Consider the following 26,450-nt stretch of genomic DNA (forward strand, 5'->3'; position numbering starts at 1 on the left):
GATTATTATGAAACTACTTAAACCAATTCTAACTGTTTTTGCTCTAGCATTTGCGCTTATCTTCGTCACAGCTTGTAGTTCAGGAGGAAGCTCTGATGCTTCATCTACAAAGGCAACTGCCAAAGCTCGTACTATTGATGAAATTAAGAAAAGTGGTGAACTTCGAATCGCGGTATTTGGAGACAAAAAACCATTTGGTTATGTTGACAACGACGGTTCTTACCAAGGTTATGATATCGAACTAGGTAACCAATTAGCACAAGACCTTGGTGTAAAGGTCAAATACGTTTCTGTTGATGCTGCCAACCGTGCTGAATACTTGATTTCTAACAAGGTTGATATCACCCTTGCCAACTTCACAGTTACTGACGAACGTAAGAAACAAGTTGACTTTGCCCTTCCTTACATGAAAGTTTCTCTCGGTGTTGTGTCACCAAAAGATAAAGTCATCAAGGACGTTAAAGAACTTGAAGGCAAAACCTTGATTGTTACAAAAGGAACGACTGCTGAAACTTACTTTGAGAAAAATCACCCAGAAGTAAAACTCCAAAAATACGATCAATATAGCGATGCCTACCAAGCCCTTCTTGATGGACGTGGAGATGCCTTCTCTACTGACAATACTGAAGTTCTAGCTTGGGCACTTGAAAATAAAGGATATGAGGTAGGAATTTCTTCTCTAGGTAACCCAGATACCATTGCACCCGCAGTTCAAAAAGGTAACCAAGAACTGCTTGACTACATCAACCAAGAAATCGAAAAATTAGGCAAAGAAAACTTCTTCCACAAGGCTTATGAAAAAACACTTCACCCAACTTACGGTGATGCTGCTAAAGCAGATGACCTAGTTGTTGAAGGTGGAAAAGTTGACTAACATCTAATAAATGTAACAAAAAGAAATCAGGTAACCCTAAGGGTTACCTGATTTTTATATACCTTAAGCATTTTGCCAATTTTCTTGGTCTTCTTTAAAGCGTTTGAGGAGAGCAAGTCCTTCTGGTGTGATGTAGCCTTCTTCTTGGGCTAGGTGGATAAGCTCACTGTAGTTTGAAAGAGTCACCAGTTTGACACCAGCATCTGCAAAGTTTTTATCTGCTTTTGGTAATTGATAGCTGAAGATAGCCACAACTCCAAGAACATCCGCTCCTTCACGTTTGGCAGCTGCAACAGCTTCAAGAACCGAACCACCAGTTGAAATCAAATCTTCCACAACGACCATTTTTTGACCTTGGGCTACACGGCCTTCGATTTGGTTTCCTGCTCCGTGGTCTTTTGGTTTGCTACGGATATAAGCAAATGGCAGATTCATCTTGTCAGCGATGATGGCACCGTGTGGGATACCCGCAGTCGCTGTTCCTGCAATCACTTCTACCTCTGGGAATTCTGACTTGATGGCTTCTACAAAACCATTCTCAATCAAAGTTCGAGTTTCTGGGTAGGCAAGCGTCACACGGTTGTCCGTATAAATTGGTGACTTGATACCTGATGCCCAAGTGAAGGGCTCTTCTGGTTTGAGGTAAACGGCTTGAATTTTCAATAGATGGCTAGCAATGTCTTTAGCAAGTGTCATGGGATTCTCCTTTGTATTTTAAACTATATTCTTATTTCCAGTCTTGTGTCCATTCATCCTTGATAGCATGATAAGCTGCTACTGGATCAGTGGCTTGAGTGATTGGGCGTCCAACAACGATATAGTCACTACCAATATGATAAGCATCTGCTGGTGTCATGACTCGTTTTTGGTCTCCTACTGCAGCGCCTGATGGACGAATGCCGGGTGTCAGGCAAATAAAGTCTGGACTGGTAGCTTCTTTGATGAGTTTTACTTCTTGAGCTGAACAAACCACACCATCTAATCCCGCTTCAGCGGTTTTCTTAGCATAATGAATGACAGATTCTTGAAGACTGGTTTGGATATTTTGAAACTCTCTCATTTGTTCCTCAGAGGTTGAAGTTAACTGAGTGACAGCAATCAATTTGGCTTCTTTCCCAAAGCCTTCACGCGCAGCCTTCATCATCTCAACGCCACCTGCTGCATGAACATTGGTCATATCAACGCCCAGATGAGACAAGACCTTCATGGCTGATTTGACTGTATTTGGAATATCATGGAGTTTAAGATCCAGAAAGACACTATGTCCCAAACCTTTCAGATAAGAAACAATCTCAGGTCCTGTAGCGTAATAGAGTTCCATACCTACCTTTAGATAGAGGCTCTCTCCTGCTGGAAAAAGAGCTAAAAACTGCTTGACTGCCTCAAAACTAGGAAAATCAAGAGCAATGACTGGACGAGCTTCGCGCATACTTTTCTCCTTTTACCTTTGTAAGCTAGAGAGCATGAAAAAAGGAACCTGCCTACAGCAAGGTTCCACGAAAAATGGGTAGTCTACACCCTTTCACCGTCTAACCTTAGCTGCCTCTCTGGACTGCTTTAAAGGTTTTTTACTATTCTATTATTTAAAGCGGTACTTGTCAAGTAAAAACAAGTAACTGGACGAATCATCTGAAACTTAGCGACTCTGTGTTGTTTGAGTCGTCTGTGTTGTTTGATCTTGATTTCCTTGCTCAGCTTGTTTTTTCTTCTCTTCTTCCTGCTTCTTCTTTTCCTCTTCTTTGGCTTTGACTCTTTCGTCATCCAGAGCCTTATCCACTAGACTATAGCTATAGATACCGACCTCCATGTCAATTCCGCTAGGAACTGTCAACTGTGGTTTTATCTTACTATAGTAAGGTAATTTCTTACCTAGTTCTGATAATGGCACCAAAATCTCGTCTGTATCATACATGGTAATCTTTAGAAGGTCACTTGTTACCTTGCTTGGTGCAAGTTCAATCTTCTCAATCTCTTGCTTAATTTCTGGACTAACTTCATTTAGCTGAGAAATTAGGGTTTTAATCTGTTCCTCATCGTTAAATAAAACAGATATGTATTTCTCAGGTAAGTTGTCAGAACTAACGGCAGTTGATTCAATGCTTCCACTAGATAAGATTGGGTAATAGCTATCTCCAGAAACAGAGTAGGCCGCAATCTCAAATTCCTTCACTTCAATGGTGAAGTGAACTGGAAATTGATAAGTTATCTTAGCCGATTCAATCCAGTGATTTGATTTGACCATTTCCGCATGCTTATCTTTATTTAAGAGCAAGCTGATTGTATAGTCACTGTCACGAATGCCAGAAGCTTCTTTGACTTGGTCTGCACTTGTCTGAACCGTCCCTGTAACTTCAATATGTTTCATTGTAGCTAGAGGACTTAGTAGATAAATAGACAAGAATAAGATTATAAAACTAGGGACGAGGATCGTAACTGCTCGCCAGATATGTATAGAAGGAATGGCCGGTTTTGGAGGTTTACTCTTGGTTTTTACCTTTTTCTGTTTCTTAACCTTTTCGTCAGCTTTTTCTTTCTCTACTTGATCCTGACTCTTAGAGTCTTCTTGAGGAGTTTCCTCCGAATCTTTCTCTTCATTTGAAGTCTCATCGCTAGTATCCGAATCCTTCTCTTCAGATTTTTCGGATTCTTCGTCCACTTCTTCAGAACTCGTAGAGTTTTCTTCCGTTCTTTTACTCAAATACTCCTGGTGTTGTTTTTGCCATTCTGACACTTCTTGAGCGCTTTCAGAAGACTCTGATACTTGTTCTTCTTTTTCACGTGCTTCTTCTTCGGCACGTTTCGCCTCTTCTTCAGCTTTTTTTTGAAGATATTCTTGATTTCGTTTTTGCCACTCTGACAATTCCTTGCCTTGAGTGTGCTGATTCTTTTTATCCTTTGACATCAATTTTCCTTATGATAAATCTTTTTTTAGTAACTCATAAAAATCTGCCACAGATTTTAATTCCTGAGAATTCTTCATCTTGTTTTGGTAAATCTCTTTGTTGGTCAAGAGTTGATTTACTTTTTCTTCTAAAGTTGACAAAGTCAAATCGCTCTCTTGCAACTCCTCAGCATAGCCTTTCTTCACAAAATAGGCTGCATTTTCAATCTGATCTCCGCGGCTGGCTTCACGACCCAGTGGCACAATGACGTGCAATTTAGCCATAGCAAGGAGTTCAAAAATCGTATTGGCACCACCACGAGTGATGACCACATCAGCCATATTCATGAGTGGTTGATAGAGTTCCGTCGCATAGTCAACACGGTAGAGGTTTGAACTTAGTTCATTTAAACTAGCATCACCTGTCAGGTTAATGATATTATAGCGACTAGTCAGCTCTTCCTTGTGGTCTGTTACTAGTTGGTTAAAGACACGCGCCCCAGCAGAACCTCCGACGAAAAGAAGAGTTGGTAGCTTATCATTGAAAGAAGTTCGGATATCCACCATTTCTTCAGGTTCTTCCATAACTGGACCAGAAACCTTGGTCACAGCTCCTACATGTTCTACCTTAGTGAGACTAGACGCTTGCTCGAAAGTAGAGTACATCTTAGTCGCAAACTTATAGGCAATTTTATTGGCCAATCCCATAGAGAGATCAGACTCGTGGATGAAGACTGGTACTCTGCATACTCGCGCTGCGATAACAGGCGGAACAGATACAAATCCACCCTTAGAAAAGAGGGCTTGTGGACGAACTCGAAGCATGATAAAGAGCGATTGAAGAATTCCAAAAGCAACCTTAAAGACGTCAACCATATTTTGCCATGAGAAATATCGACGTAATTTCCCTGTTGCAATCGAATGGAAGGTAATATCTAAACCTGACTTGAGAATTTCATGATGCTCAATCCCATTTTTATCACCAATATAGTGAACTTCCCAGCCATCTTCGATGAACTTAGGCATTAACAAAAGGTTGAGGGTAACGTGTCCAACCGTTCCCCCACCAGTAAATACTATTTTTTTCATATTATCCCTTTAACTCCGCTACAGTGTCGATGAAAAGATCTCCACGTACTTCAAAGTTAGCATACATATCCCAGCTCGCATTGGCAGGACTGAGGAGAACAACATCTCCCTCTTCCGCAAGTTCATAAGCCTTACGAGTCGCATCTGCAATATCAGTCGCGTCGACATAAGCCACACCAGCTTTATCTGCTGCACGCTTGACACGTTCGGCAGATTGACCGAGGATGACCATTTTCTTAAGTCCAGTAATATCAGGAACCAATTCGTCAAACTCATTGCCACGGTCCAACCCACCAGCAATCAAGATAACCTTGCTATTATCAAATCCTGACAAGGCTTTTTGAGTTGCTAAAATATTGGTTGACTTACTATCGTTATAGAATTTAACGCCATTGATTTGGTCTACAAACTGGAGACGGTGCTTCACACCACCAAAGGCTGACAAGGTTTCCTTGATGGTTTCATTATCAACGCCACGCAGTTTAGCAACGGCAATGGTTGCAAGAGCATTTTCCACATTGTGGCTACCTGGAACACCGATTTCATCAGCTGCCATGACTTTTTCACCACGGAAGTAGAGAAGACCATCTTCAAGATAGGCTCCGTCAACCTTTTCAAGTGTTGAGAATGGTACTACAGCCGCGTTTGTCTTTGTAGCAAGTTCTTTAGCTAATTCCTGGTTGAAGTTCAATACTAGGTAATCAGCTGCTGTCATATTGCTTTGGATATTCCACTTGGCTGCCACATAGTCCTCAAAAGAACCGTGATAGTCAATATGTGTTGGCATCAGGTTGGTGATAACAGCAATTTCAGGATGGAATTCCTGGATTCCCATTAATTGGAAAGAAGAAAGTTCCATGACAAGGGTATCCTTATCTGTTGCAGTTTGAGCAACCTGACTAGCAGGATAACCGATGTTACCTGATAAGAGTCCATTTTGTCCTGCAGCAGTCAGAACTTCACCAATCATGGTTGTGGTCGTTGTCTTACCATTTGAACCAGTAATACCGACGATTGGTGCATCAGAAATCAAATAGGCCAACTCAACCTCTGTCAAGACTGGAATGCCTTTTTCTAGAGCTTTTTCAATCATAGGGTTTCTATAAGGAATACCAGGGTTTTTCACCATGAGGGCAAAATCTTCATCCAACAATTCCAAGGGATGACCACCAGTTACAACCTTGATACCATCTTCCAAAAGGCTTTGAGCAGCTGGATTTTCCTCAAAAGGCTTGCCATCATTAACTGTTACAATGGCACCCAACTTGTCCAAGAGACGAGCTGCAGACTCACCTGATTTGGCTAAACCTAGGACTAATACTTTCTTATTTTCAAATTGATCAATTCGTTTCATATCTAGAACTCCATTTCTACTCTTACTATTTTACCATTTTTATGAAAATAAAAAAGCCACAAAGGGCTTTCTTATTTGTTTTTTGTTATGATAAACCTATTCTACCGACTTGAGGGCTTCTAGCATATCAATCTTTCTCAGATAATGATTTACAAAAAATCCAAGGATAATCAGAATGACACTAACTGCTAGAACTGGGATTAGATACACTTCCCAACCTACTTTTGGTTGAAAGCGGAAGCTGCCAGGAGCAATCATCTGGATTAAAAATTGATGGAGATAGTAACCTGTGACTAATCCTAAAATAACTCCAACCACTGACAATATGATAGTTTCCCGATAGATGTAAAGGGTCACTTCTTGATTGTGAAAACCAAGGACCTTGATGGTGGAAAGTTCACGAATCCGTTCAGCAACATTGATATTTGTCAGATTATAGAGAATCACAATAGCTAAAAGCACCGATACCAGTACCAAAATTGCCATTGTTTGGTTAAGGGAACTGGCGAAACTTTCAAATAGCTGAATGGTTGAAGCATTTTGAACGAGGCCATTGACAGCTGCCTGCTCCATAAATTCTCCTGCAACTCTTTCAGTATTGCCTTCACTTTTATCCTTAAGTTGGACTAGATAGGTATTCATCTTAGGAGATTGACCATAAATTCTCTCATAGATCGCCTGATTCATATAAACAAAATGGCCTACATAGTGCTCGGTGATGCCACCTACTTTAAAAGTTTTTCCATCTATTGTAAAGTTGTCACCAACGGAAACTCCTGCCAACTGGGCCAATTTTTCTGTCAAGACAACTCCGTTAGACAAGCTTAACTTTTCTCCATTTTTTTCTAATTGAACAAAGGGAGCTAGGTCATCTTGATCCGTTACCATGATGGTCACGGTTTGAATACCTGCCTTGCCAGGATATTTTTCCTCAATCTGCTTTGAGTATATTAAACGATAATTCTCTACGTCATCACTCTGCAATTTTTCTTCTAGTTCAACCTTATCTGAATTTGAAGCACTAGAATTGACAGAGAGAATCATCTGATACTGTTGTAAATCATTAAACTGTCTACTAGCCACTCCAACCACAGAGGATTGAATACCAAGCCCTGCAAAGAGAAGAGCTACTGAACCAGCAACTCCAAAAATGGTCATCAGCATGCGTTGTTTGTAACGGAAAATGTTGCGGGCTGTTACCTTCTGAGTAAAACTCAAGCGTGACCAAATAAATGTGATGCGCTCTAAGAGAATTTTAGATCCCTTGACTGGTGGCTTAGGGAGTAATAATTGCGCCGTTTCTTCATGTAAGTCTCTGCGAGATACAAGGTAGGCAGGTAGGACACTAGCTACTAAGCTCACCCCCAGAGCTAAGCAACTATAGGTCCAGTAAAAATACTGTTGATTCTCACCAACAATCATACGCTCGGTGATGATATGTGAGATTGTGGGTGCTAAAACATAATGGCCAATTAGAATTCCTAGAAGAGTTCCAAGCGTTCCAGCAACTAGACCATAAATCACAAACTTAGCAATGATGTCTTTGCTATGGTAGCCTAGAGCTTTAAAGATTCCTGCATTGGTCCTTTCCTCATCCACAAAACGTGTCATAGTTGTAAAGGTAACCATGGCTGCGACGGCATAGAGAACAACTGGAAAGATATTTCCCACGGCACGAATACTCATGGCTGAGTTACTATACATGAGATAACCTTGACCAGTAGGAGAGCTTTTTCGATTGTAAACATGATAGGTTGGCTCTGTCAGAGCATTGACTTCATCCTGACTGGTCTGCCATTTAGCCTTCTCACTAGCAAAATCTGACTCAGCATGACTTAGTTTTTCCTTTTCTTGTTTCAATTGTTCTTTAGCTTCTTCTATCTGGCTCGAAACTTGGCTCTTTTGTGGTTCTGGAAGTTGGCTTAACTGTACTTCTTGTCCTTGAAGCTGAGTCTCGATTTCTTGTAGACGTTTCTTGCCAGCTACCAGGTTGGTCTCTACCTGGTCCAGTTGCTTCTTTCCTTCATCAAGTGATTTTTGAGCGTCTTTCTTCATTTTCTCAAGTCGAGCTTGACCATTATCAGCAACTAGTTCCTTTAAAGTCTCCTCTTCTTCCTCTAGCTTCTTTTCGTAATCACTAGAGAAAGGATTGACATCTGTTAGGCTAGCAAAACGCAGGCGGGCAATCGTGTAAACAGAGCTCTTAAAATTTTCTTCAGTTACAACACCATATGCTACTAAGTTCCCATTACCACTGGCTGAACTCCCCATATCTGATTTTGAAAAAATATCTGGAGAGTGGACAAAGCCTGTAATGGTATAACTATCCCGCTTTAATTGAGAATTACTGCCTTTTTTTTGACTCAAATAAATGACTTGACCAATCTGATATTGATCTTTCCAAAAGTCCGCCAAGGCCAATTCATCTTCTTTTTCAGGCAAACGACCTTCCGTTACTTGAAATTTTGAAATCTTATCAGTATTTGAAAAGATTCGTATGGCATCTTCACTATTTGCCAGAATCAAATCTGTCATATAACCAAACTCGACATCTGCTCCTGATAGAGTTTGCAATTCTGCCTGGTCTGCCTGATCAAGCCCATAATCTCCTATGGCGGTCACATCTGCCGCATTGGTATTTTTCAGAAAAGTCCAAGCTGTTCGCTCCATATTGGGACTGGCCACTTTGAGACCGACTAGGGCCAAAGAACCTAACATCATCAAAGTTAGAATGGATAAAAATCGCCCTTTTGAACCTGTGAAAGACTGGAGCAGGTCTTTCCAATATATCTTCCTTTTCATATCAGTACTCCAAATCATCAATATCCTGTGGTTGAGGATTGATAACAACGCTCTTGACACTGGCATCATGCATCTGAATCACCCGATCAGCTATAGGAGCTAGGGAAGCATTGTGGGTCACGATGACAACGGTAGCGCCCTTCTTACATGACATTTCTTGAAGAATCTTTAAAACCTGCTTACCAGTCTGGTAGTCCAAAGCTCCCGTTGGCTCATCACAGAGGAGAATTTTGGGATTTTTAGCCACAGCTCGAGCTATTGCTACCCGTTGTTGTTCTCCACCTGATAGCTGAGCTGGAAAATTATTGAGACGATGGCCTAGACCTACATCCTTTAGAACTTGCTCAGGATCTAAGGCATCTAAGACAATTTCTGATGCCAACTCGACATTTTCTTTAGCAGTCAAGTTAGCAACCAAGTTATAAAACTGAAAGACAAAACCAACGTCATTTCTACGATAGTTGGTTCTCTGATGAGAAGTGAAATCCGAGATATTGATTCCGTCAATCCAAACTTGTCCTTCATCATTGGTATCCATTCCACCTAGAATATTTAAAACGGTTGACTTTCCTGCTCCAGACGAACCAAGGATAATGACTAGTTCTCCCTTTTCAATCTCGAAACTCACATCTCGATTGGCTATGATTTCTGTATCTCCAGTATGATACCTCTTATAGCTATGTTTCATTTCAATATAGGACATCTTATCTCCTCCTTTCCTACCCCTTATTTCACCCTTATTATAACTCTTTTAATAATAGAAAGAAAGTTAAGCCCTAAATATAAAACATAAAAAAAGCGGACAAGATCTAGTTCTGTTTCTTGAAACTAGTTTGTCCACTTTTTATAGTTGAGATTGTTTTCTTGTCCAATCTCTATAATCTAAATACTGTCAGATTATTTTATTCTTCGTCTTTCTTCTTTCCCATTGCAAAGAGTCCAAGAAGCGCTCCCACAACACCTGCTGTTGCAAGGGTTGCATTTTCCTTAGTACCTGTTTCAGGGAGAATATGTTGACGGCTTGCAGGTGCTTGATAAGTCTTATCTTGTGACATAGCAAGGGCTACAATCGACTGCTCATCTTTGTACTCTGGTACTTCGTGTACAGCTGGTTCTGTCTTAGCGCTTTCAGCATCTGCCTTAGTCAATTGAATGCGATATTCCTTAATATGTTTACCACTTTCTGAAACAAGATGAATCAAGACTGGAAGTTTATCATCTCCACTATCAACAATAGTTGCTGCTACGTTTTCGCCAGCTTCAACTGTTACTTGAGGACGATTTCCACTGTAGGTTACTTGGTAATCCACACGATCTTCAGAGAAGTCAGCAATCTCTTTTCCATCCACAAGAAGTTTTGCAACTGTACTATCCTTAGGTTCCTCACTTGGAGCAATGAAGGCCATTTCTGTAATAGCTACACCCTTGGTATCAGCTTTTCTATCCATGCGCCATCTCATAGCCTTAGCTTTAACTGGGGCAAAGGTTACATGGATATCAGTACCTGCTTGAATCTCTTGATCCGCACGGTATTCAACCTTCTCCCAGTTAGAAGGAGTGTTGAATGGATGTTCTGGATCGTATGGTTGGTAGTTAGAGTAGTATTCTGGTGAGTCAAATTCTGGTCCCACATAGCGCTCTAAGACTAGTTTAGAAGGTGCATCTGTACCACCATCTGAGAAGAATCGAATGCTTCCTTCAGCGACTGTACGTTCAACAATCTTGCCAGCTTCTCTAAAGATAACCCCTACTGAAACCTCTGGATTATCAGATGGAGTTGGAGACCAGTTGGTCCAACGACGGGTTTCATCATCAGAACCATCGTTAACATAGTCCACACGGTCATGAGAGTTTGGATCAATATCGTTAGTTGCAGAAGCAAATGAGCGGTTGCTATCATCATCGAAATCAGGGTTATCTGATAGGTTTTCACCGAGTTTATCAGTCACACGTACTGCTACTTCAGCAGTTAAATCAGTACCTAAAACGCGACCACGAACTGTAAATTCACCTGCATTCGCTAGATTTTCAGCTGGAACTTCATCCCATTCAACTGCCAAGTCTTTGACTTCATAGCCATCTTTACCTGTGAAGTAAACAGCGACTTTCGCAGGTAACTCAAGAGTATGGCCCTTAGCAACCAAGCGTGATGATTTCACAGCAACAACAGGTTTACTTGCTAGCAAGTCTTTATCATTTGTAAAGTGGAGACGGTATTCACCTAGAATATCTCCGTTTTCAGCCTTAACGACAACACGAACTGGATCTCCTTCACGCACGCTTGGAATCACTGTAGCAATACCATTATCTGATACACTTGCTGTTACAGTTGGTGCTTGGTCTTCTTTAGCTTCTAGATAATAGTCAGTCAAGCCAGGGTTAAAGTTTGGCAAATCTTTTCCATCTACTTGGATTTGAGCTTGAGCTTTCTTAGCTGCAGCTACTTGTTTAGAGAAGATTTGAATTTCTGTAATGGAAGTACCCCATTTACCATCTGGTCTAAACATACGGATACGAACCGCATAGGTATTGACTTTATCAAAACTAAAGTGAGTCATTTCTCCAGCTCTCACTTGATCTGGAGCTTTAAGATTTGTCACTTGTTTCCAATTATTGTCATCGTTAAAGACGTGGTCTTCACTGGCTACAAAGCTTGGATTTTTAGGAACTGTTGGAACATCTTTTCCTACATAGTATTCGATGACATAAGACTTAGGTGCACCAACACCGTGGTCTTCGTGGAAGGCAACATTGAGATTGTCAACCGAACGTTTAGACAGGATACCAGAATCACCAAATAGGATTCCGACCGATGCTTCACTTGTACGTTTCCAGTTTGTCCAGCGGTTTGCCGGTTGATCATTAAATGAGATAAGTTTGTCATTGACATTGGCTACTGAGTCACTTGGATTTGAGTCTGATGCAAAGGCAAGTGGCAACTCTGAACCTGTCCACTGATCAGAAATATTTGCACCAGTTTCTGTCTGAGCAGATACACGAACATGAAGTTTTGTTGGTAACTGAGTACCTTCCACATGTCCTGTCACTGTAAAGCTACCTTCTTGTGCATACTGGCTTGGATCAATAGCATCCCAAGTCACTTTAGCTGATGATACTTGTCCATTTGAATGGTAAGTACGAACACTTTCTGGTAATTGAGGAGCTTCTGAAACTGGAGTTGTTGTAGTCACTTCTTCGACTGCAATGATACTTTCTACAGAAACTTTAGCATGAGCTTCGTTCTCAATTCCTTCTACTTTACCAAGAACATCAAAGCTATGGTATTTAGCAAGGTCTTCCTTAGCAACTGCTTGCCAAGTTACCTTGTGAACTTTTGGAAATCCTTTATCGTACTCTACAGTTACTGTATCAGGTAGACTTGGTTCTTGGTTCAAACCTGTCACGACACTTATTGGACGAATGGCCTGGACAACTTTATTTTCAGTATTTGCCTGAATGTTCAAGTCAATCTGACCTTCAGCTCCTTCAAATTGAGCTTTCAAAGTTACTTGACCAGGTTTATGCAATTCAAGCATACCTTTACGAACAGCTACGTCTCCTTCACCTGATGTTGAGAAGGTTACCTTGTCAGCTTTTAATACGGCCTGAGTTCCATCTTGATAATGAGCCAAGACTTTGATACCAACTGTTTGGTCTTCTTTCAGTGCGTCTGCATTTTCAACTTCTAGGCTTAAACGTTCAATCTGAGGAGCTTCTTGTAAGAATTGGATAGCATAAGTCTGAAGTGCTCCACCATCATTTGGTTGAACATAAATACTAGCACGCATACCATTTGCTTCGTTAGCTTGAATAACAGTAACTTGCGCATTTTCAGCTAAAGCTTTGGCTTCAGGCAAAGTAGCTCCATAAGCAAGTTTATGGTATAGGACCGGTTGATCAGTTGAGAGCCCTTCTACAGGCTGGTCTGCAACAGTTACAGTCGGTACTACTGGTGAAGCTGCTTGACCTTCTGCGACTACAAAGGTTGCAGCGATTTCATCATCACCTGAAATTCCTTTGGCTTGGATACGAGAGCCTGGGATAGTTAATTTAGCTTGATCTTCAGCTGCAACTTCCCACCTATCAACGTCATAGCTTCCTAGAGTACCATCTGACAATACATAGGTAACAGATGGATCAACCGTACTCAGATCTGCACTTGGTGTAATTCTCTTAACTACAGGTAATTCTGCTTCGAGTGCCAAGACTTCAACACGCGCTTCTACATCTCTTCCTTCTGCCACACCTTTAACAGTAAAAATACCAGGTTGGTTGACATCAACTGCGGACCATTCTACTGGAACTTTTGCACGGCTGCCATCACTGTAGATAAATCCTATTTTTGAAGGCATTTTCGCTGCTTGACCGATTACTGTACGAACTTTAGGAACCTCTGTACCTAAAACAGTTTTTTCCTCTTGGTCTTTCTTACCTGTGAAGATAGTTGTTTGACCAGATTTCAAGAAATCAGAGTGAGCAGTCAAGGTGAATTTACCTGCTTGCTCAGTTGATTTGACAATCACAACACCCTTACCATTAAAGGCTTTGCGAATCCATGAACCATCTGCTTGTTCTTTGTAACGTTCACGGCTGGCTTGTTCCCCGTTATCCACACCGACAATCTGACCTTGTCCATGCAACTGGAAGCGAACAAGATTATTGGCTGTAGGAACTACGTTACCTTTACTGTCAACAATTTCGTAATAGATATAAGTGAGGTCTTTTCCGTCAGCTGCGATAGCATTTTCTTCTTTGACTAAGCGAACACCTGCAGGCTCACCAGCAGTCGTAACCTTATCACGAGCAATTTCATTACCAGCCTCATCACGAGCTACTGCTTCCAATGTTCCAGGTTGATAAGCAACCTTCCACTCAAGGTAAAGTTCATTTGCATTGGCACCTTCTTGGTAAGTACGTCCATCACTTGTTTGTTTTTTAGTAAATGTCTTCTTGCCTAGAGTATTACCATTCAAGAATAGTTCTACACTTGCCGCATTAGAATAGGCACGGACTGGAATATTACCATCTGCATCCGCTACATTCTCTTTTAGGGTAGGATTTTCCCAGTTCCAGTGAGGAAGCAAGTGAACCATTGGTTTCTTCTCAGCAGAAACCCATTGGCTTTGGTACAAGTAGTAATCATTCTTTGGAATACCAGCTGTATCTACGATACCAAAGTAAGAACTCTTAACTGGAGTTTGGTTTTGGTTGTGCCATGGAGTCGGTTCACCGATATAGTCCGTACCTGTCCAGATGAACTGACCTGCATAACCCGCATTATCACGGTCAAAAGTCCAAGATGCTGTTGCTGTTTTACCCCAACCAACACGGTCATTACCGTAGTCTGATTGCTCGTAATTACGGTAAGCCTGATTGCTGTGGACCAATTCACGTTCTGGACGGAAATAACTTCCACGTGTACGAGTAGCTGAGGAAGTTTCAGATCCGTAAATCAACCAATTTGGATGTTTCGCACGAAGTTTCTTGTAGTTGTCTTCTGAGTAGTTAAAACCAACGGCATCAAGTTCATTGGCAATCTTTTCATGGTCACCACTACCATCACCAAAGCGGAACTTATCTGCTCCCATAGTGACATAGCGTGTCTTATCAACAGCCTTAATAACTTGAACCAAACGTTTAACAGTTGCTAGAGAACGAGGTTTCCCATCTGCTTCACCGATTTCATTACCGATAGACCACATGACGATAGCAGGGTTGTTCTTTCCTCGTTCAACCATGGTACGAAGGTCAAAATCAGACCATTTTTCACCTTTTTTAGCGTCTGGGTGAGTAGCATCTTTATCAAAGAAGCGACCATAGTCATACTGTTTCTTACCACCATACCAAGTATCGAAAGCTTCTTCTTGGACCAATAAACCAAGCTCAGCAGCGATCTGTAAAGTTTGCTCACTAGCTGGGTTGTGGGTTGTACGGATAGAGTTCACACCCATATCCTTCATTTGTTTCAGACGACGGTATTCTGCCTTATAGTTTTCTTCAGCTCCAAGAGCTCCATGGTCATGGTGAAGAGAAACTCCATGGAATTTAATGCGTTCACCATTCAAAGAGAAGCCTTCATTTGGTGTCCAGTTGTAGTAACGGTAACCAAACAAGTCCTTCTTAGCATCGACCAATTGACCATCACGATAAACACGTGTCACCAATTCGTAAAGAGCTGGTTTGTCGCTATTAACTGTCCAAAGTTTTGGTTTATCAACTTGTAAAATAGCATTTAAACTTGTTGATTGATGAGCTTTCAAGACTTGACTAGCGGTACGAACTAGATCCGTTACAGCTTGACCATTACGTTCAATGATTTGATACTCAGCAAGAATTTCATGATCTTTATCATCAGTATTGACGATCTTACTTGTTACATGAGTATCTACCTTACCATTTTGTTGTTTTTCAAGGTCTGGAGTTAAGATAGTTGTTCCATTTTTCTCAGTATGGACCTTATCTGTGACTTGAAGGGTAACATCACGGTAAATCCCGCTTCCTGAGTACCAACGGCTACTTGGTTGTTTGTTGATGGCATGCACTGCTACGACATTCTCGCGACCGTCTTTATGGAGATAGTCAGTAATGTCATATGAGAATTGGTTATAACCATTTGGATAGTGACCTACTAGCTGACCATTGACATAGACCTGAGAATCCATATAAATTCCATCAAATGTGATACGAACATTCTTATTGAGGTCTTCTTCATCAAGTTTAAAGGTCTTACGATACCAAGCATCACCACCATTGAGTTGCCCACCTTCGTTTTGGGCAGGAGAATCATGGTCGAAGTCATTGTAAATACTCCAGTCATGAGGAAGGTCTAATTTCTTCCAGCTTGATACATCGGCATCTGGTTTGATAGCGTCTTTTGCATTGGCATTGAGTTTAAAATGCCAGTTTTGGTTGAATTCTCTTACTCGACTATCAATCAATATGTTCGCCCATCCTTGCTCTTTATTTTCATGAGTCATCATCTTCATTCATATTTTATACAATTACAATAGATACATCAATAGTTTCTCGAAAAAAGCATACTTCAGACTATGATTACTAAAATTAGTAGAAAATAATGGATATAAAAAACTGTATTGAGGTATTATTTGACAGAATTACTAAATCATATACAAAATAAAAGGTCGCTCCTTTATAGAAACAACCTTCTAAATTATTTTTCACTGATATGACATAATACTCCAATGAACCATGCTAGTCTATCATATAAACTACAAAACCATCAGGCAAGATAACTTGTTGTCCATCTTTAAGATGGCAATGACTAGCTAAATCAACAAAGTCTCTTTCTAAAACAAAATTCTCAGAAGACTGATTAAAGATTGCCTGAACTTCTTTTCCTTGGTAGTTCCAGCTCAAGGCAAGAACATCTGGTTTCACTTCTTCCAAGCAATAATTTCCATGCTGAATAATCCTTGCAACGTCCTTACGAATCTTGATTAATTTCTTCATAAAATTCAGCATGTCATTGTCTTCAGATACACGGTCCCAGGGCATGACACGACGGCAATCAGGGTCTGGTCCACCAATTAGTGCTAGCTCTGTTCCGTAATAGATACAAGGGGTCCCTTTTTGAAGATAGAGGAAAGTCAGGGCAGCCTTGACATGCTGGATATTTCCTTTGGCAGTTGTAAGGATTCGCTCTGTATCATGAGAATCTAAAAGGTTAAACATCACCTCTGAGATTTGTTGCTTGTAGTACATAGACTGGCTGTTGATTTCTGAAATAAACTGCTCTGTCTTTTTACGCTGACGCAAGAAATAATCCTTGATACTTTCAGAGAGCGGGTAATTCATGACCGCATGGAACTCGTCCCCTTGTAGCCAAGGTTGTGAGGTATGCCAGATTTCACCTAAAATATACAGATCAGGCTTTTTAGCGAGAACTGCCTTTCTGAAATCTCTCCAGAACTGATGGTCAATTTCATTAGCAACGTCCAAGCGCCAAGCATCGATATCAAAATTTTCAATCCAGTAGGTCGCAACACTGAGAAGATAGTCCCTAACCTCCGGATTAGCTGTATTCAACTTAGGCATATAGCTAGCAAAGGCAAAGGTATGATAAGGGAGTTGTCTTGGATTCTGAAGTTTATCCTCAGTAACTGGAAATTCTTGGATATGGAACCAATCTTTATACGGTGACTTTTCTCCGTTTTTTAGAACATCCTGCCATTGGGCAGACTGGTAGCCGATATGATTGAAAACAGCATCTAGCATAATCTTGATGCCACGTTTGTGAGCTTCATCGACTAGATTACGAAAGACTTCCTTGTCTCCAAAGTGACGGTCAATTTCAAAATAATCCGTCGTATCGTACTTATGATTGGTTGTTGCTTCAAAAATCGGACATAGATAAAGTCCAGTGATTCCCAAATCTTTTAGATAGTCTAGATGGTCGATAATCCCTTGTAAATCTCCACCAAAAAAGTCGTCCCTGTTAGGTGCAATGGTAGCATCCCACTCTCGAGCTCCATCTGGAGTTAGATTAGGATTTCCATTTGCAAATCGTTCTGGGAAAATCTGATACCAAACGGTATTTGAAACCCAGTTAGGAACCTGACATCCGTCGATTTCGTGAATATAAGGAAGCTTAAAGCCGTTTCCATCAGCATCTAAGTTTTCCTGAGTATATTCTACACAACCCTTATCGCCATAGTAGACACCCTGACCTTCTGTATCAAGAAGTTCAAAGAGATACTGAATGCGAGCAAAATCAACTGATACCGTAACCTGCCAATAGTCAAATAGGGCATCTGAGGTTACTTTGGTCATTTCTTTCTTGGCTTCATACTTATCCTCAATGAAAATAAAGGGATCTCCATAGTGTAAGATAACCTTCTGGACATCATTTTTCTTTGTTCTAATTCGGATATGTAGCCGACCTTCTTTGTAAAGATAAGCATACTCTGATTCTGGTCTATGATAAATGGCTGTTAATTCCATGTCTTGTCTCCTAAAATTAATGAAAAGCAAAACGTTTTCATAATTGCTAGTTCTAGTATACTATTTTAGCTGTTTATTTGCAATTTTTATACTAGTTTTACGATAGGTATACTGATGGACAAGGGTAAAATTGAGTAGACTCTTTTTAAGCTTTAAAAAGAGAGTTTCCATGAACTGGAAAACTCTCTATCATTACGAATCAGATGATTAGAATAAATGCTATCTGATATCTTTAATCTACTAAAATGAAAATTTCTTCAACATGTAGTCGTAGCAATCTTGCAATTTTCATTGCTAGTTCAAGTGTAGGATTGTACTTGTCATTCTCTATAGCAATTATGGTTTGTCGACTAACGCCTAATATTCTTGCCATATCTTCCTGACGTAGTCCTTCAGACTTTCTTAACTGTTTGATATTATTTTTCATACAGCATTAGTCTTTCTGAAAACAATAAATGCCAATCGCCAAAACTACGATAAGGATAACAATAATCAAAAATATTCCTTGAACAAGTTTATTAGGTTCTTTGAAATCTTCATCACCGTCAATCATTTTCTGTTTTATGGCAGTTTGTGCAAATCCTTGAACAGAAATAGATAAACATAAAATCAGACATGGTAACATTTCAAGTTCAATGCCTTTTGTAATAGATTGATAAATATTAAATACTGTCCATCCACATAAGCCAAATAGAGCAGTTTTATAACCCCATTCCTCAGAACGTAGCTGAATCGCTCTGTCCATTTCATCCATTTTTCTCATGGTCCTGTTCCTCCAATCTGTTAAAACAATGTTAAGAGCCCTTTACATTTTTTATTATACTCCAAATAGATAAAATGTCAAGATGTTTTAACATTTTTTATTTTCTTCATCTATTCTAAGAATATTCCTAACTCCAATTTACAGTCTAATCAATCTGAAAAAGGTCAAGTTCTTTTAATCCTATTTTATCTTGACTTCATAAGCTTCGGCTATAGATATACTTTCAGTTATGTTAGACTCGAAGTTTATCCTCTCTTTTCTGCTTTCTTATCACTATTATACCTTAAAGTGGCTAAATCGTTATAAACTGTCTGTTTTTCATGTGGTATTTTTCTACAAATTAGCAACCGAAAAAAATAAAAAGCCATTCCTCAAGGGAACAACTTTCTCACTTATAATTAAAAGTTTCCCCAGCCAACTTATCTGCTAACTTAGGAAAGAGGGTATAAAACTTATGGGCTAGATTCAGCAAGGCTGGGAGATTGAGCTCGCGTTTGTTTTTACCTATAGTCTTGACAATCTTTTGAGCGACAGCATCTGGTTCCAATAGAAAACGGTCGACCGATTTGAGGTAGGTCCCATCTGGGTCTGCCTGGTCAAAAAATCCTGTACGGATAGGTCCTGGATTAACAGTTGTCACATAGACACCATAGGGCATGAGCTCAAGGCGAAGAGCATTTGAAAAACCAATGGCCGCAAACTTGGTCGCAGAATATAGACTAGACTTAGCAGTCGCAATCAATCCTGCCATGCTAACGATATTGATGATATGACCTTTTCGAATCTCCTTCATACGAGAAGCAACCAAACGAGACAGATTCATCAAAGCAAAAGAATTGACTTCAAACATTTGATGAATATCTTGATTAGAAATCTTGTCAAAATCTTCAAAAATCCCATATCCAGCGTTGTTAATCAAGACATCAATCTTACCATAACGCTGATAGAGTTCAGCAACTAGTTCTTCTAAGGCTTGAGCGTCGGTAATATCAATTTCAATCAATTCTGCCTGAGGATAATTTCCGTATAGTTGAGCTAATTTTTCCTTATTTCTACCTAGCAAAATGAGTTGGTCTTGAGGCAAGAGTTTGACCATTTCTTGGGCTAGACCCCCGCTAGCACCCGTAATGAGAATAGTAGACATACTTTTCCTTTCTCGAGATTCTAGATTTCCACTTCTTCCAAGTCTTTAACCACATGGACATTTTCAAAAATCGTTGCAGCATCTTTCTTAAGCTGGCTGATATCTTTTGAAAGAAAACGGGCACTGATATGGTTGAGCAAGAGTCGTTTGGCTCCCGCTTCTGCCGCTACCTGAGCAGCCTGCATATTGGTGGAGTGACCGTGATTACGAGCAATCTTCTCGTCTCCCTTGCCATAAGTAGACTCATGGACAAGGACATCTGCATTGACAGCCAGACGCACACTGGCATTAGTTTTTCGAGTATCACCCAAGATAGTGATAATCTTACCTGGACGTGGCGCTGAGATATAGTCTGCTGCCTTAATCTCGGTGCCGTCTTCTAGGATGACATCCTGACCGTTTTTGATTTTTCCAAAGAGTGGTCCAAATGGTACGCCGGCAGCCTTTAATTTTTCAGCATCCAGAGTGCCTTCTAGGTCCTTTTGAATGACACGGTAGCCCACACAGAAAATAGTGTGATCCAACTCTTCCGCATAAACTGTAAATTTATCGGTTTCAAGAATTTTCCCTAGAGAATCTTGGTTGAACTCATGGAAATGAATCTTATAGGGCAAGCGTGAACCTGACACTCGTAGACTGGTCAAGACAAAAGATTTGATGCCTTGGGGACCATAGATTTCCAAATCTGTCTGTTCTTCATTGGCTTGAAAGGCACGACTAGAAAGGAATCCTGGCAAACCAAAGATATGATCTCCATGCAAGTGTGTAATAAAGATTTTGCTGACCTTGCGTGGTCGAATCGTGGTTTCCAGAATGCGATTTTGCGTTCCTTCTCCACAGTCAAAGAGCCAGACTTCGTTAATCTCGTCCAAGAGTTTCAGTGCGAGACTTGAAACGTTGCGGGCTTTAGAGGGCTGACCAGCCCCCGTTCCTAAAAATTGAATATCCATTTGCTACTTTCTAATTAATCAATATATAACATAGCGGTGCGGTTTTCCGAGCGATAATAAAATTTGCCAGAAAAAGCTCTAGCTTCTTGTAGTAAATCCTCTTGGCTGTAGCCTTTAAGTCGTTTTCTTCCATCTGCCAAGATTTCCAAGTCTGTCAGAGGAGTCAAACTTTCCACAGAGACAATTTCTTCCTCTCCAATCGCCTTCATGTAAATCTTTCCAGACTCCTCAAAGACCAACTGATGAGGGAAAATTTGCGCAATCTCAAAAAGCAAGTCATTCGAGATTTCCTCTTCATTTTCAGAGAAAATCCTTCCCAGTCCTTCACTCTCATAGCAAAATCCAAAAGATTTGCCAGATAAATTAAGGCGAATGAAAGGCTTATTTTCAAAGGTGAAACTTGGCTCAGCATTGTAGAGATTCAGTTCATGACTGAGTTCTGAAAAATAATCCGTCGCAGCTTCAGGACTCTTTTTCTGGTAGAGCTCGGCAAAGTAGGCATTCACTACGCTGGGTGGAGGTGTAATGAGAGCTAGTTGTTCCTCTTCAGACCTACCAGCTAAAAGTTGGTCCAGATAGACCTTGTCTAGACTCGTATATCCACCATACTTGAAGGCTAACGTTTTGATATCAGTCATAAAATTCCTCTAATCTCCATTTGTTTCTCTCTGCAATGTAGCCAGTGATGACCTCACAGTCATCTTGGTAGTCCCGTTCTTCTAGAATCGCAACACTTTCTAAATCATGAATCTTGTAAGATTTAGAAAAAGGAACGCGCAGGGTAAATACTTCAAAAATTTCCTTGATCTTATCCAGCAGTAAAGCCTGCAGCTGTTCGCGACTATTCTCAGACTTGGCAGAAATCAATGCATAAGGCGTTTGAGTAGGTGTGAAATCCTCCACCAAATCTGCTTTATTATAAAGGGTTAAGCGAGGAATATCCTCCATTTCCAAATCTTTCATGATGGAGAGGACCGTTTTTTCATGTTCCTCATGGTAAGGATTGCTAGCATCGATGACATGGACCAGGAGATCTACATGCTTGCTTTCTTCCAAGGTTGATTTAAAACTAGACACCAACTCTGTCGGTAGGTCTTGGATAAATCCAACGGTATCTGTCAAGGTTACCTGTAGATTGCCCCCCAGATGGATGCTTTTAGTTGTCGCATCTAGAGTTGCAAAAAGCTCATCCGCTTCATACTGGGTCTTGCTGGTCAAAGTATTCATAATAGTTGACTTCCCAGCATTGGTGTAACCAATCAAACCAATCTTAAAGGTACTTGACTCCAAACGTTTTTCTCGAACTGTCGCTCGGTTTTTCTCAACCACCTTGAGTTGACGTTCGATATCTGTAATCTGGTTGCGAACACTACGACGGTTAAGCTCCAGCTGACTTTCACCTGGACCACGGGAACCAATTCCCCCTGCCTGACGGCTGAGCATAATCCCCTGACCAACCAAACGAGGCAAGAGGTATTTGAGCTGAGCTAGATGCACTTGTAGCTTACCTTCATGGCTTCGAGCTCTCATAGCAAAGATATCCAAAATCAACTGCATACGGTCAATGACCTTGACACCTAAGACTTCCTCTAAATTGACATTTTGTCGAGGTGTCAGACGGTTATTGACAATGACTGTCGTGATTTCTTCTGCGTCCACCATTTGAGCAATTTCTTCCAACTTACCAGAGCCGACAAAGGTCTTAGAATCGTATTTTTCGCGTTTTTGTCTGTAGCTATCGACTACAACTGCACCAGCCGTCTTAGCCAGACTAGCCAGCTCTTCCATGGAGAGGTCAAAATTATCCATGCCCTGGAGTTCAACACCAATGAGCAGGACTCGCTCCTCTTTTTTCTCCGTTTCAATCATTTAAAAACTCCTCAATCTGGCTTAAAATACGCTCTTTCACACCAGATTCTCCTATCTGATAAAAGGTCACCTGCATGCGATTGCGGAACCAGGTTAGCTGGCGCTTGGCAAATCGACGAGTCGCTTGCTTGAGACTATCGCTAGCCTCCTCCAAACTCTGCTCTCCTCGAAAATAGGGAAAGAGTTCCTTGTAGCCAATCCCTTTAGCAGCCTGCACATCTGGATAATGGTCAAACAACCACTTGGCTTCGTCTAGAAGTCCAGCTTCAAACATCAAATCCACTCGGTGGTTAATCCGTTCATACAATTGACTCCGCTCATCATCCAGACAAATAATCAGAGCTTCATAAGGACTCTCCTGATTTTCCAAATCTTGAGAAAAATGAGCAATTTCCATGGCACGCATGGCACGACGACGATTAAACTGGGGAACTTCAAGACCTGCTTGCTCTAGGAGTTGGGCTAACTCCTCATCTGAAAAAGGCTCTAGACTAGCACGATAAGCTAAAATGTCCTCATGTGGTGTCTCTCCACCTAAATGATATCCTTCTAGCAGACTTTGGATATAAAGTCCTGTCCCACCAGCGATAATAGCAAGTTTCCCGCGATTTTGAATATCCTCGATGGCTGCCTTTGCTTCTGAAACAAAATCAAAAGCCGAGTAAGACTCGGTTACATCTCTCACATCAATCAAGTGATGAGGGACAGTTGCCTGCTCCTCCAGACTTGCCTTGGCTGTTCCAATATCCAGTCCTCGGTATACTTGTTGGCTATCCCCACTGACTACTTCACCATTGAATCGCTGAGCAACTTCAATGGCTAGGGCAGTCTTTCCAACTGCAGTTGGACCAACAATCACAATTATTTTGCTTTTCATCGTTTTTCCTTGAAAAATTCCCATTTTTTCGTTACTATTATTATATCACAAAATAGACAGGCAGAAAAATGCTATATCTTAAGCTATTTCCGTCTGATTTATAAATAAAAGGAGGAAGACTCATGGCTAAAGGATTTGCTAAAGGTCTCGTAACAGGTGTTGCAGGAACTGTTGCTGCTGTTGCAGGTGCAGTATACGCATTCAAAAAGAAAGTGATTGAACCAGAAGAACAAAAAGCAGCTTTCATCGAAGAAAATCGTAAAAAAGCAGCTCGCCGTCGCGTATCACGCTAATTAATAAAAAAGAAGTTGGAATTTCCAACTTCTTTTTTTCTATTCTTTTATACTCAATGAAAATCAAAGAGCAAACTAGGAAGCTAGCCGTAGGTTGCTCAAAGCACTGCTTTGAGGTTGTAGATATGACTGACGAAGTCAGTTACATATATCTACGGTAAGGCGACGCTGACGTGGTTTGAAGAGATTTTCGAAGAGTATTAAATAGCTAGATCAAACTTCAACTGCGGTTTCACTGGATCATAGTCAACCAACTCAAAATCTTCTGCTTTAATATCAAAGAAGTTGGTCTTGTCTGGTACATTCAAGACCAAACGTGGTTGGCAATTTGAAGGCTCACGACGGAGCAGTTCCTCTGCCTGTTCAAATTGATTATCGTAGATATGAAGGTTATTGATAAAGTAGAAGAATTTTCCTACCTTCCAACCAAAGTGTTTGGCAATCATCATTTGAAGAGCCACATACTGCATGGCATTGATGTGGTGAGCTACCAGCATATCATTAGAACGCTGGGTCAAGGTCGCATCTAGATAGATGTCCCCATCTACTCGACGGACATCAAACATAGTTTGAAAGGCACAAGGAAGAAGGCCATCTGTTTCCTCAAAAGCTTGATAATCCCAAAGTGAGATGATATTGCGACGGTTCCAAGGATTGGCTTCTAACTGTTTGAGGATTTTATTGATAATGTCATGCTTCTTAACCACAGCCCCATAACGCTCGCCAATTGTCCCTGTGTCTCCCACTTCCCAATCATTCCAATAGTGGACATTGTACTTGTCATTAAGAACTTCTAGACTATTAGACTGGTCTTGATAAATCCAGAGTACTTCCTTGATAGCTGATTTGATAGCAATTGGACGCAAGGTCGTGATTGGAAATTCGCCCTTAGACAAATCATACTCCGCAAAAGCACCTGTGACGTACTTGGAGTTAGCCACTGTTCCGTCCTTATACTTGGGACGAGCCTGTTCTGAAAAGACACCTTCATTGAGAATTCGCTCAATATTTTCTTTAAAAATCTTATCTGCTTTTGTCATTTACTCTCTCCTCAACGTTTATTCTTAACTAGTATAGCATAAAAAAAGAAAGGAGGAAAATCACTCGCTTCAAGATAGTGATTTTCTCCTTCTTTTGCTTCTTATTGCAAGACAAGTGATGCTGCTCCGATAACTCCAGCGTCATTTCCTAGAGTCGCAAGAGCCAATTTAGTTGTTGTACGAACTTGCGGGAAGGTATTTTCGTCATAAACCTTTTGAACACCTTGTAGAAGGAATTCTCCGGCAGCTGAAACTCCACCACCGATAACAATTGTTGATGGATTTAGGATAGAACCGATGTTGGCACATGCAATACCCAAGTAGCGTGAGAAGTTACGGTAAACGATTAAAGCTAGGTCGTCCCCTTCTTTTGCCAAATCAAAGACAGTTTTAGCAGTTACTTCTTCTCCATCATCAATCAAGCGTTTTAAGGCTGCATCACCTTCATACTCATCTGCATAACGACGAGTCAAGTTGACAATACCTGTTGCTGAAGCCACTGTCTCAAGACAGCCTTTTTTACCACAGGTACATGCGATTGGTTGGTCAAAGTCAACAGTGATGTGACCAAGCTCACCAGCAGCACCAGCAACACCGTGAAGCAATTTACCTTCTGCCACGATACCACCACCAACACCTGTACCCAGAGTCATAAAGACAACGTCAGGTTGGTTTTCACCAGCACCCATCCAGCGCTCACCAAGAGCCGCCACATTGGCATCATTATCAATGAAGAATGGAATACCCAAGGCTTTTTCCATTTTCTCTTTGATTGGTTGAAGAGTTTTCCAGTTGAGGTTGTAGGCTCCGATAACAGTTCCATTTTCACGGTCAACTACACCAGGTGAACCCATACCAATACCTTGGAAATCCGTAGCTGACAATCCAAGCAAGTTCAAACGATGTTGAATTGATTCAATCATATCGTCTACGATATGGCTTCCTTCATCCAAAATGTTAGTCTTAATAGACCATTTTTCTTGGATTTCTCCTTCTTGAGTTAAAATTGCAAACTTAACAGAAGTTCCACCAAGGTCAATCCCAATAATCTTTTGACTCATCTTTTTCTCCTTTATATTTATTAATGGAAATGCTTACAGACATAGTATAACAAAATCGTTAGATTTGTGCAAAGCTTTGCATTACCTTTCCAGATTATTTCTACTCTATGGTTTCCACAAACCAGAAGCATCTACATAATAGCGTCCACCATCCACTCGCTCATTCTTAGCCATTTTACCATCCGATTTCAAATAGTAATTTCCTTGCCATGCATTGCGAGCATAAGATCCATCTGATTTTAAGTAGTACCAAGATTGGTAAGAAGAGTCATAGACCCATTCACTCTGAGCCATTTTCCCATTTGACTTGAGGTAATATGCACCTTGCCAAGTATTATGCGCATATGAACCATCTGATTTGAGGTAATACCAGGCTTTGTAGTAAGAATCATAAATCCATTCACCCTGAGCCATCTTACCATCTGATTTGAGATAGTAACTTCCTTGCCAAGTATTGCGCGCATATGAACCATCTGATTTGAGGTAATACCA

Annotated in this window: 19 protein-coding genes and 2 pseudogenes; 2 read left to right on the forward strand and 19 right to left on the reverse strand. The window is 40.7% G+C overall.

The features are described from left to right. The first annotated feature begins 7 nt into the window (after positions 1 to 7). Positions 8 to 874 carry a cysteine ABC transporter substrate-binding protein gene (locus HMPREF2957_RS05525; RefSeq protein WP_004252332.1) on the forward strand — a complete coding sequence of 289 codons (867 nt, stop codon included), beginning with the start codon at positions 8 to 10 and terminating at the stop codon, positions 872 to 874. A 63-nt stretch (positions 875 to 937) separates the two neighbouring features. On the opposite strand, the gene pyrE is transcribed toward HMPREF2957_RS05525, so the two are convergent. The 16 genes and pseudogenes from pyrE to miaA all read right to left on the reverse strand — a co-directional run bounded on the left by pyrE (position 938) and on the right by miaA (position 23,564). Beyond that, the gene (gene pyrE, locus HMPREF2957_RS05530; protein WP_004252330.1) at positions 938 to 1,570 is read right to left on the reverse strand and encodes an orotate phosphoribosyltransferase; all 633 of its coding nucleotides are present in this window, start codon (positions 1,568 to 1,570) and stop codon (positions 938 to 940) included. 31 nt (positions 1,571 to 1,601) lie between these two features. Then, positions 1,602 to 2,303, reverse strand: a complete 702-nt coding sequence (gene pyrF, locus HMPREF2957_RS05535; protein WP_004252322.1) for an orotidine-5'-phosphate decarboxylase — start codon at positions 2,301 to 2,303, stop codon at positions 1,602 to 1,604. 207 nt (positions 2,304 to 2,510) lie between these two features. Beyond that, on the reverse strand, positions 2,511 to 3,776 hold the full coding sequence (locus HMPREF2957_RS05540; RefSeq protein WP_004252321.1) for a cell division protein FtsQ/DivIB: 1,266 nt from the start codon (positions 3,774 to 3,776) through the stop codon (positions 2,511 to 2,513). 9 nt (positions 3,777 to 3,785) lie between these two features. Continuing rightward, complete coding sequence (locus tag HMPREF2957_RS05545) at positions 3,786 to 4,844, reverse strand: UDP-N-acetylglucosamine--N-acetylmuramyl-(pentapeptide) pyrophosphoryl-undecaprenol N-acetylglucosamine transferase (RefSeq protein WP_004252319.1); 1,059 nt, start codon at positions 4,842 to 4,844, stop codon at positions 3,786 to 3,788. 1 nt (position 4,845) lies between these two features. Then, entirely contained in the window at positions 4,846 to 6,198 is a 1,353-nt protein-coding gene (gene murD / locus HMPREF2957_RS05550; protein ID WP_070677992.1) for a UDP-N-acetylmuramoyl-L-alanine--D-glutamate ligase, read from the reverse strand. A gap of 96 nt (positions 6,199 to 6,294) precedes the next feature. Beyond that, entirely contained in the window at positions 6,295 to 9,000 is a 2,706-nt protein-coding gene (locus HMPREF2957_RS05555; protein ID WP_070677994.1) for an ABC transporter permease, read from the reverse strand. 1 nt (position 9,001) lies between these two features. Then, entirely contained in the window at positions 9,002 to 9,703 is a 702-nt protein-coding gene (locus tag HMPREF2957_RS05560) for an ABC transporter ATP-binding protein (protein ID WP_070677996.1), read from the reverse strand. A 199-nt stretch (positions 9,704 to 9,902) separates the two neighbouring features. Beyond that, a pseudogene (locus tag HMPREF2957_RS05565) lies at positions 9,903 to 15,920 on the reverse strand (Ig-like domain-containing protein); the annotation flags it as partial. A gap of 292 nt (positions 15,921 to 16,212) precedes the next feature. Continuing rightward, positions 16,213 to 17,961 (reverse strand): glycoside hydrolase family 13 protein, encoded by a 1,749-nt coding sequence (locus HMPREF2957_RS05570; RefSeq protein ID WP_070677998.1) that lies wholly within the window; start codon positions 17,959 to 17,961, stop codon positions 16,213 to 16,215. A 232-nt stretch (positions 17,962 to 18,193) separates the two neighbouring features. Continuing rightward, complete coding sequence (locus HMPREF2957_RS05575; protein WP_070678002.1) at positions 18,194 to 18,388, reverse strand: helix-turn-helix transcriptional regulator; 195 nt, start codon at positions 18,386 to 18,388, stop codon at positions 18,194 to 18,196. A gap of 6 nt (positions 18,389 to 18,394) precedes the next feature. Beyond that, entirely contained in the window at positions 18,395 to 18,724 is a 330-nt protein-coding gene (locus tag HMPREF2957_RS05580) for a hypothetical protein (protein WP_006152229.1), read from the reverse strand. 388 nt (positions 18,725 to 19,112) lie between these two features. Beyond that, entirely contained in the window at positions 19,113 to 19,868 is a 756-nt protein-coding gene (locus tag HMPREF2957_RS05585; RefSeq protein WP_070678005.1) for an SDR family NAD(P)-dependent oxidoreductase, read from the reverse strand. A gap of 20 nt (positions 19,869 to 19,888) precedes the next feature. Continuing rightward, positions 19,889 to 20,818: a ribonuclease Z gene (gene rnz / locus HMPREF2957_RS05590; RefSeq protein ID WP_036755430.1), complete on the reverse strand. Its 930-nt coding sequence runs from the start codon at positions 20,816 to 20,818 to the stop codon at positions 19,889 to 19,891. A gap of 14 nt (positions 20,819 to 20,832) precedes the next feature. Then, a complete protein-coding gene (locus HMPREF2957_RS05595; protein WP_070678007.1) occupies positions 20,833 to 21,456 on the reverse strand; it encodes a cystathionine beta-lyase in 624 nt (207 codons plus the stop codon). Continuing rightward, positions 21,449 to 22,687 (reverse strand): GTPase HflX, encoded by a 1,239-nt coding sequence (gene hflX / locus HMPREF2957_RS05600; RefSeq protein ID WP_070678008.1) that lies wholly within the window; start codon positions 22,685 to 22,687, stop codon positions 21,449 to 21,451. Before hflX ends, HMPREF2957_RS05595 begins: the two co-directional genes overlap by 8 nt. After that, positions 22,680 to 23,564: a tRNA (adenosine(37)-N6)-dimethylallyltransferase MiaA gene (gene miaA / locus HMPREF2957_RS05605; protein ID WP_070678012.1), complete on the reverse strand. Its 885-nt coding sequence runs from the start codon at positions 23,562 to 23,564 to the stop codon at positions 22,680 to 22,682. The genes hflX and miaA overlap by 8 nt, the downstream gene beginning before the upstream one ends. A gap of 122 nt (positions 23,565 to 23,686) precedes the next feature. On the opposite strand from miaA, the gene HMPREF2957_RS05610 reads away from it, so the two are divergent. Next, positions 23,687 to 23,857, forward strand: coding sequence for a DUF3042 family protein (locus HMPREF2957_RS05610; RefSeq protein WP_001051780.1), 171 nt, complete (start codon positions 23,687 to 23,689; stop codon positions 23,855 to 23,857). Positions 23,858 to 24,057: 200 nt separating this feature from the next. Here the strand turns inward: HMPREF2957_RS05610 and HMPREF2957_RS05615 are convergent, their stop codons facing one another. From HMPREF2957_RS05615 to HMPREF2957_RS09390, 3 genes and pseudogenes are all read right to left on the reverse strand, one after another. Then, the gene (locus tag HMPREF2957_RS05615) at positions 24,058 to 24,897 is read right to left on the reverse strand and encodes a thymidylate synthase (RefSeq protein ID WP_070678014.1); all 840 of its coding nucleotides are present in this window, start codon (positions 24,895 to 24,897) and stop codon (positions 24,058 to 24,060) included. 101 nt (positions 24,898 to 24,998) lie between these two features. After that, positions 24,999 to 25,958, reverse strand: coding sequence for an ROK family glucokinase (locus HMPREF2957_RS05620; protein ID WP_070678016.1), 960 nt, complete (start codon positions 25,956 to 25,958; stop codon positions 24,999 to 25,001). A 105-nt stretch (positions 25,959 to 26,063) separates the two neighbouring features. Further along, positions 26,064 to 26,450, reverse strand: a pseudogene (locus HMPREF2957_RS09390) (N-acetylmuramoyl-L-alanine amidase family protein); the annotation flags it as partial.

The sequence above is a fragment of the Streptococcus sp. HMSC062D07 genome, from assembly GCF_001814215.1.
GTDB lineage: Bacteria > Bacillota > Bacilli > Lactobacillales > Streptococcaceae > Streptococcus > Streptococcus infantis_I.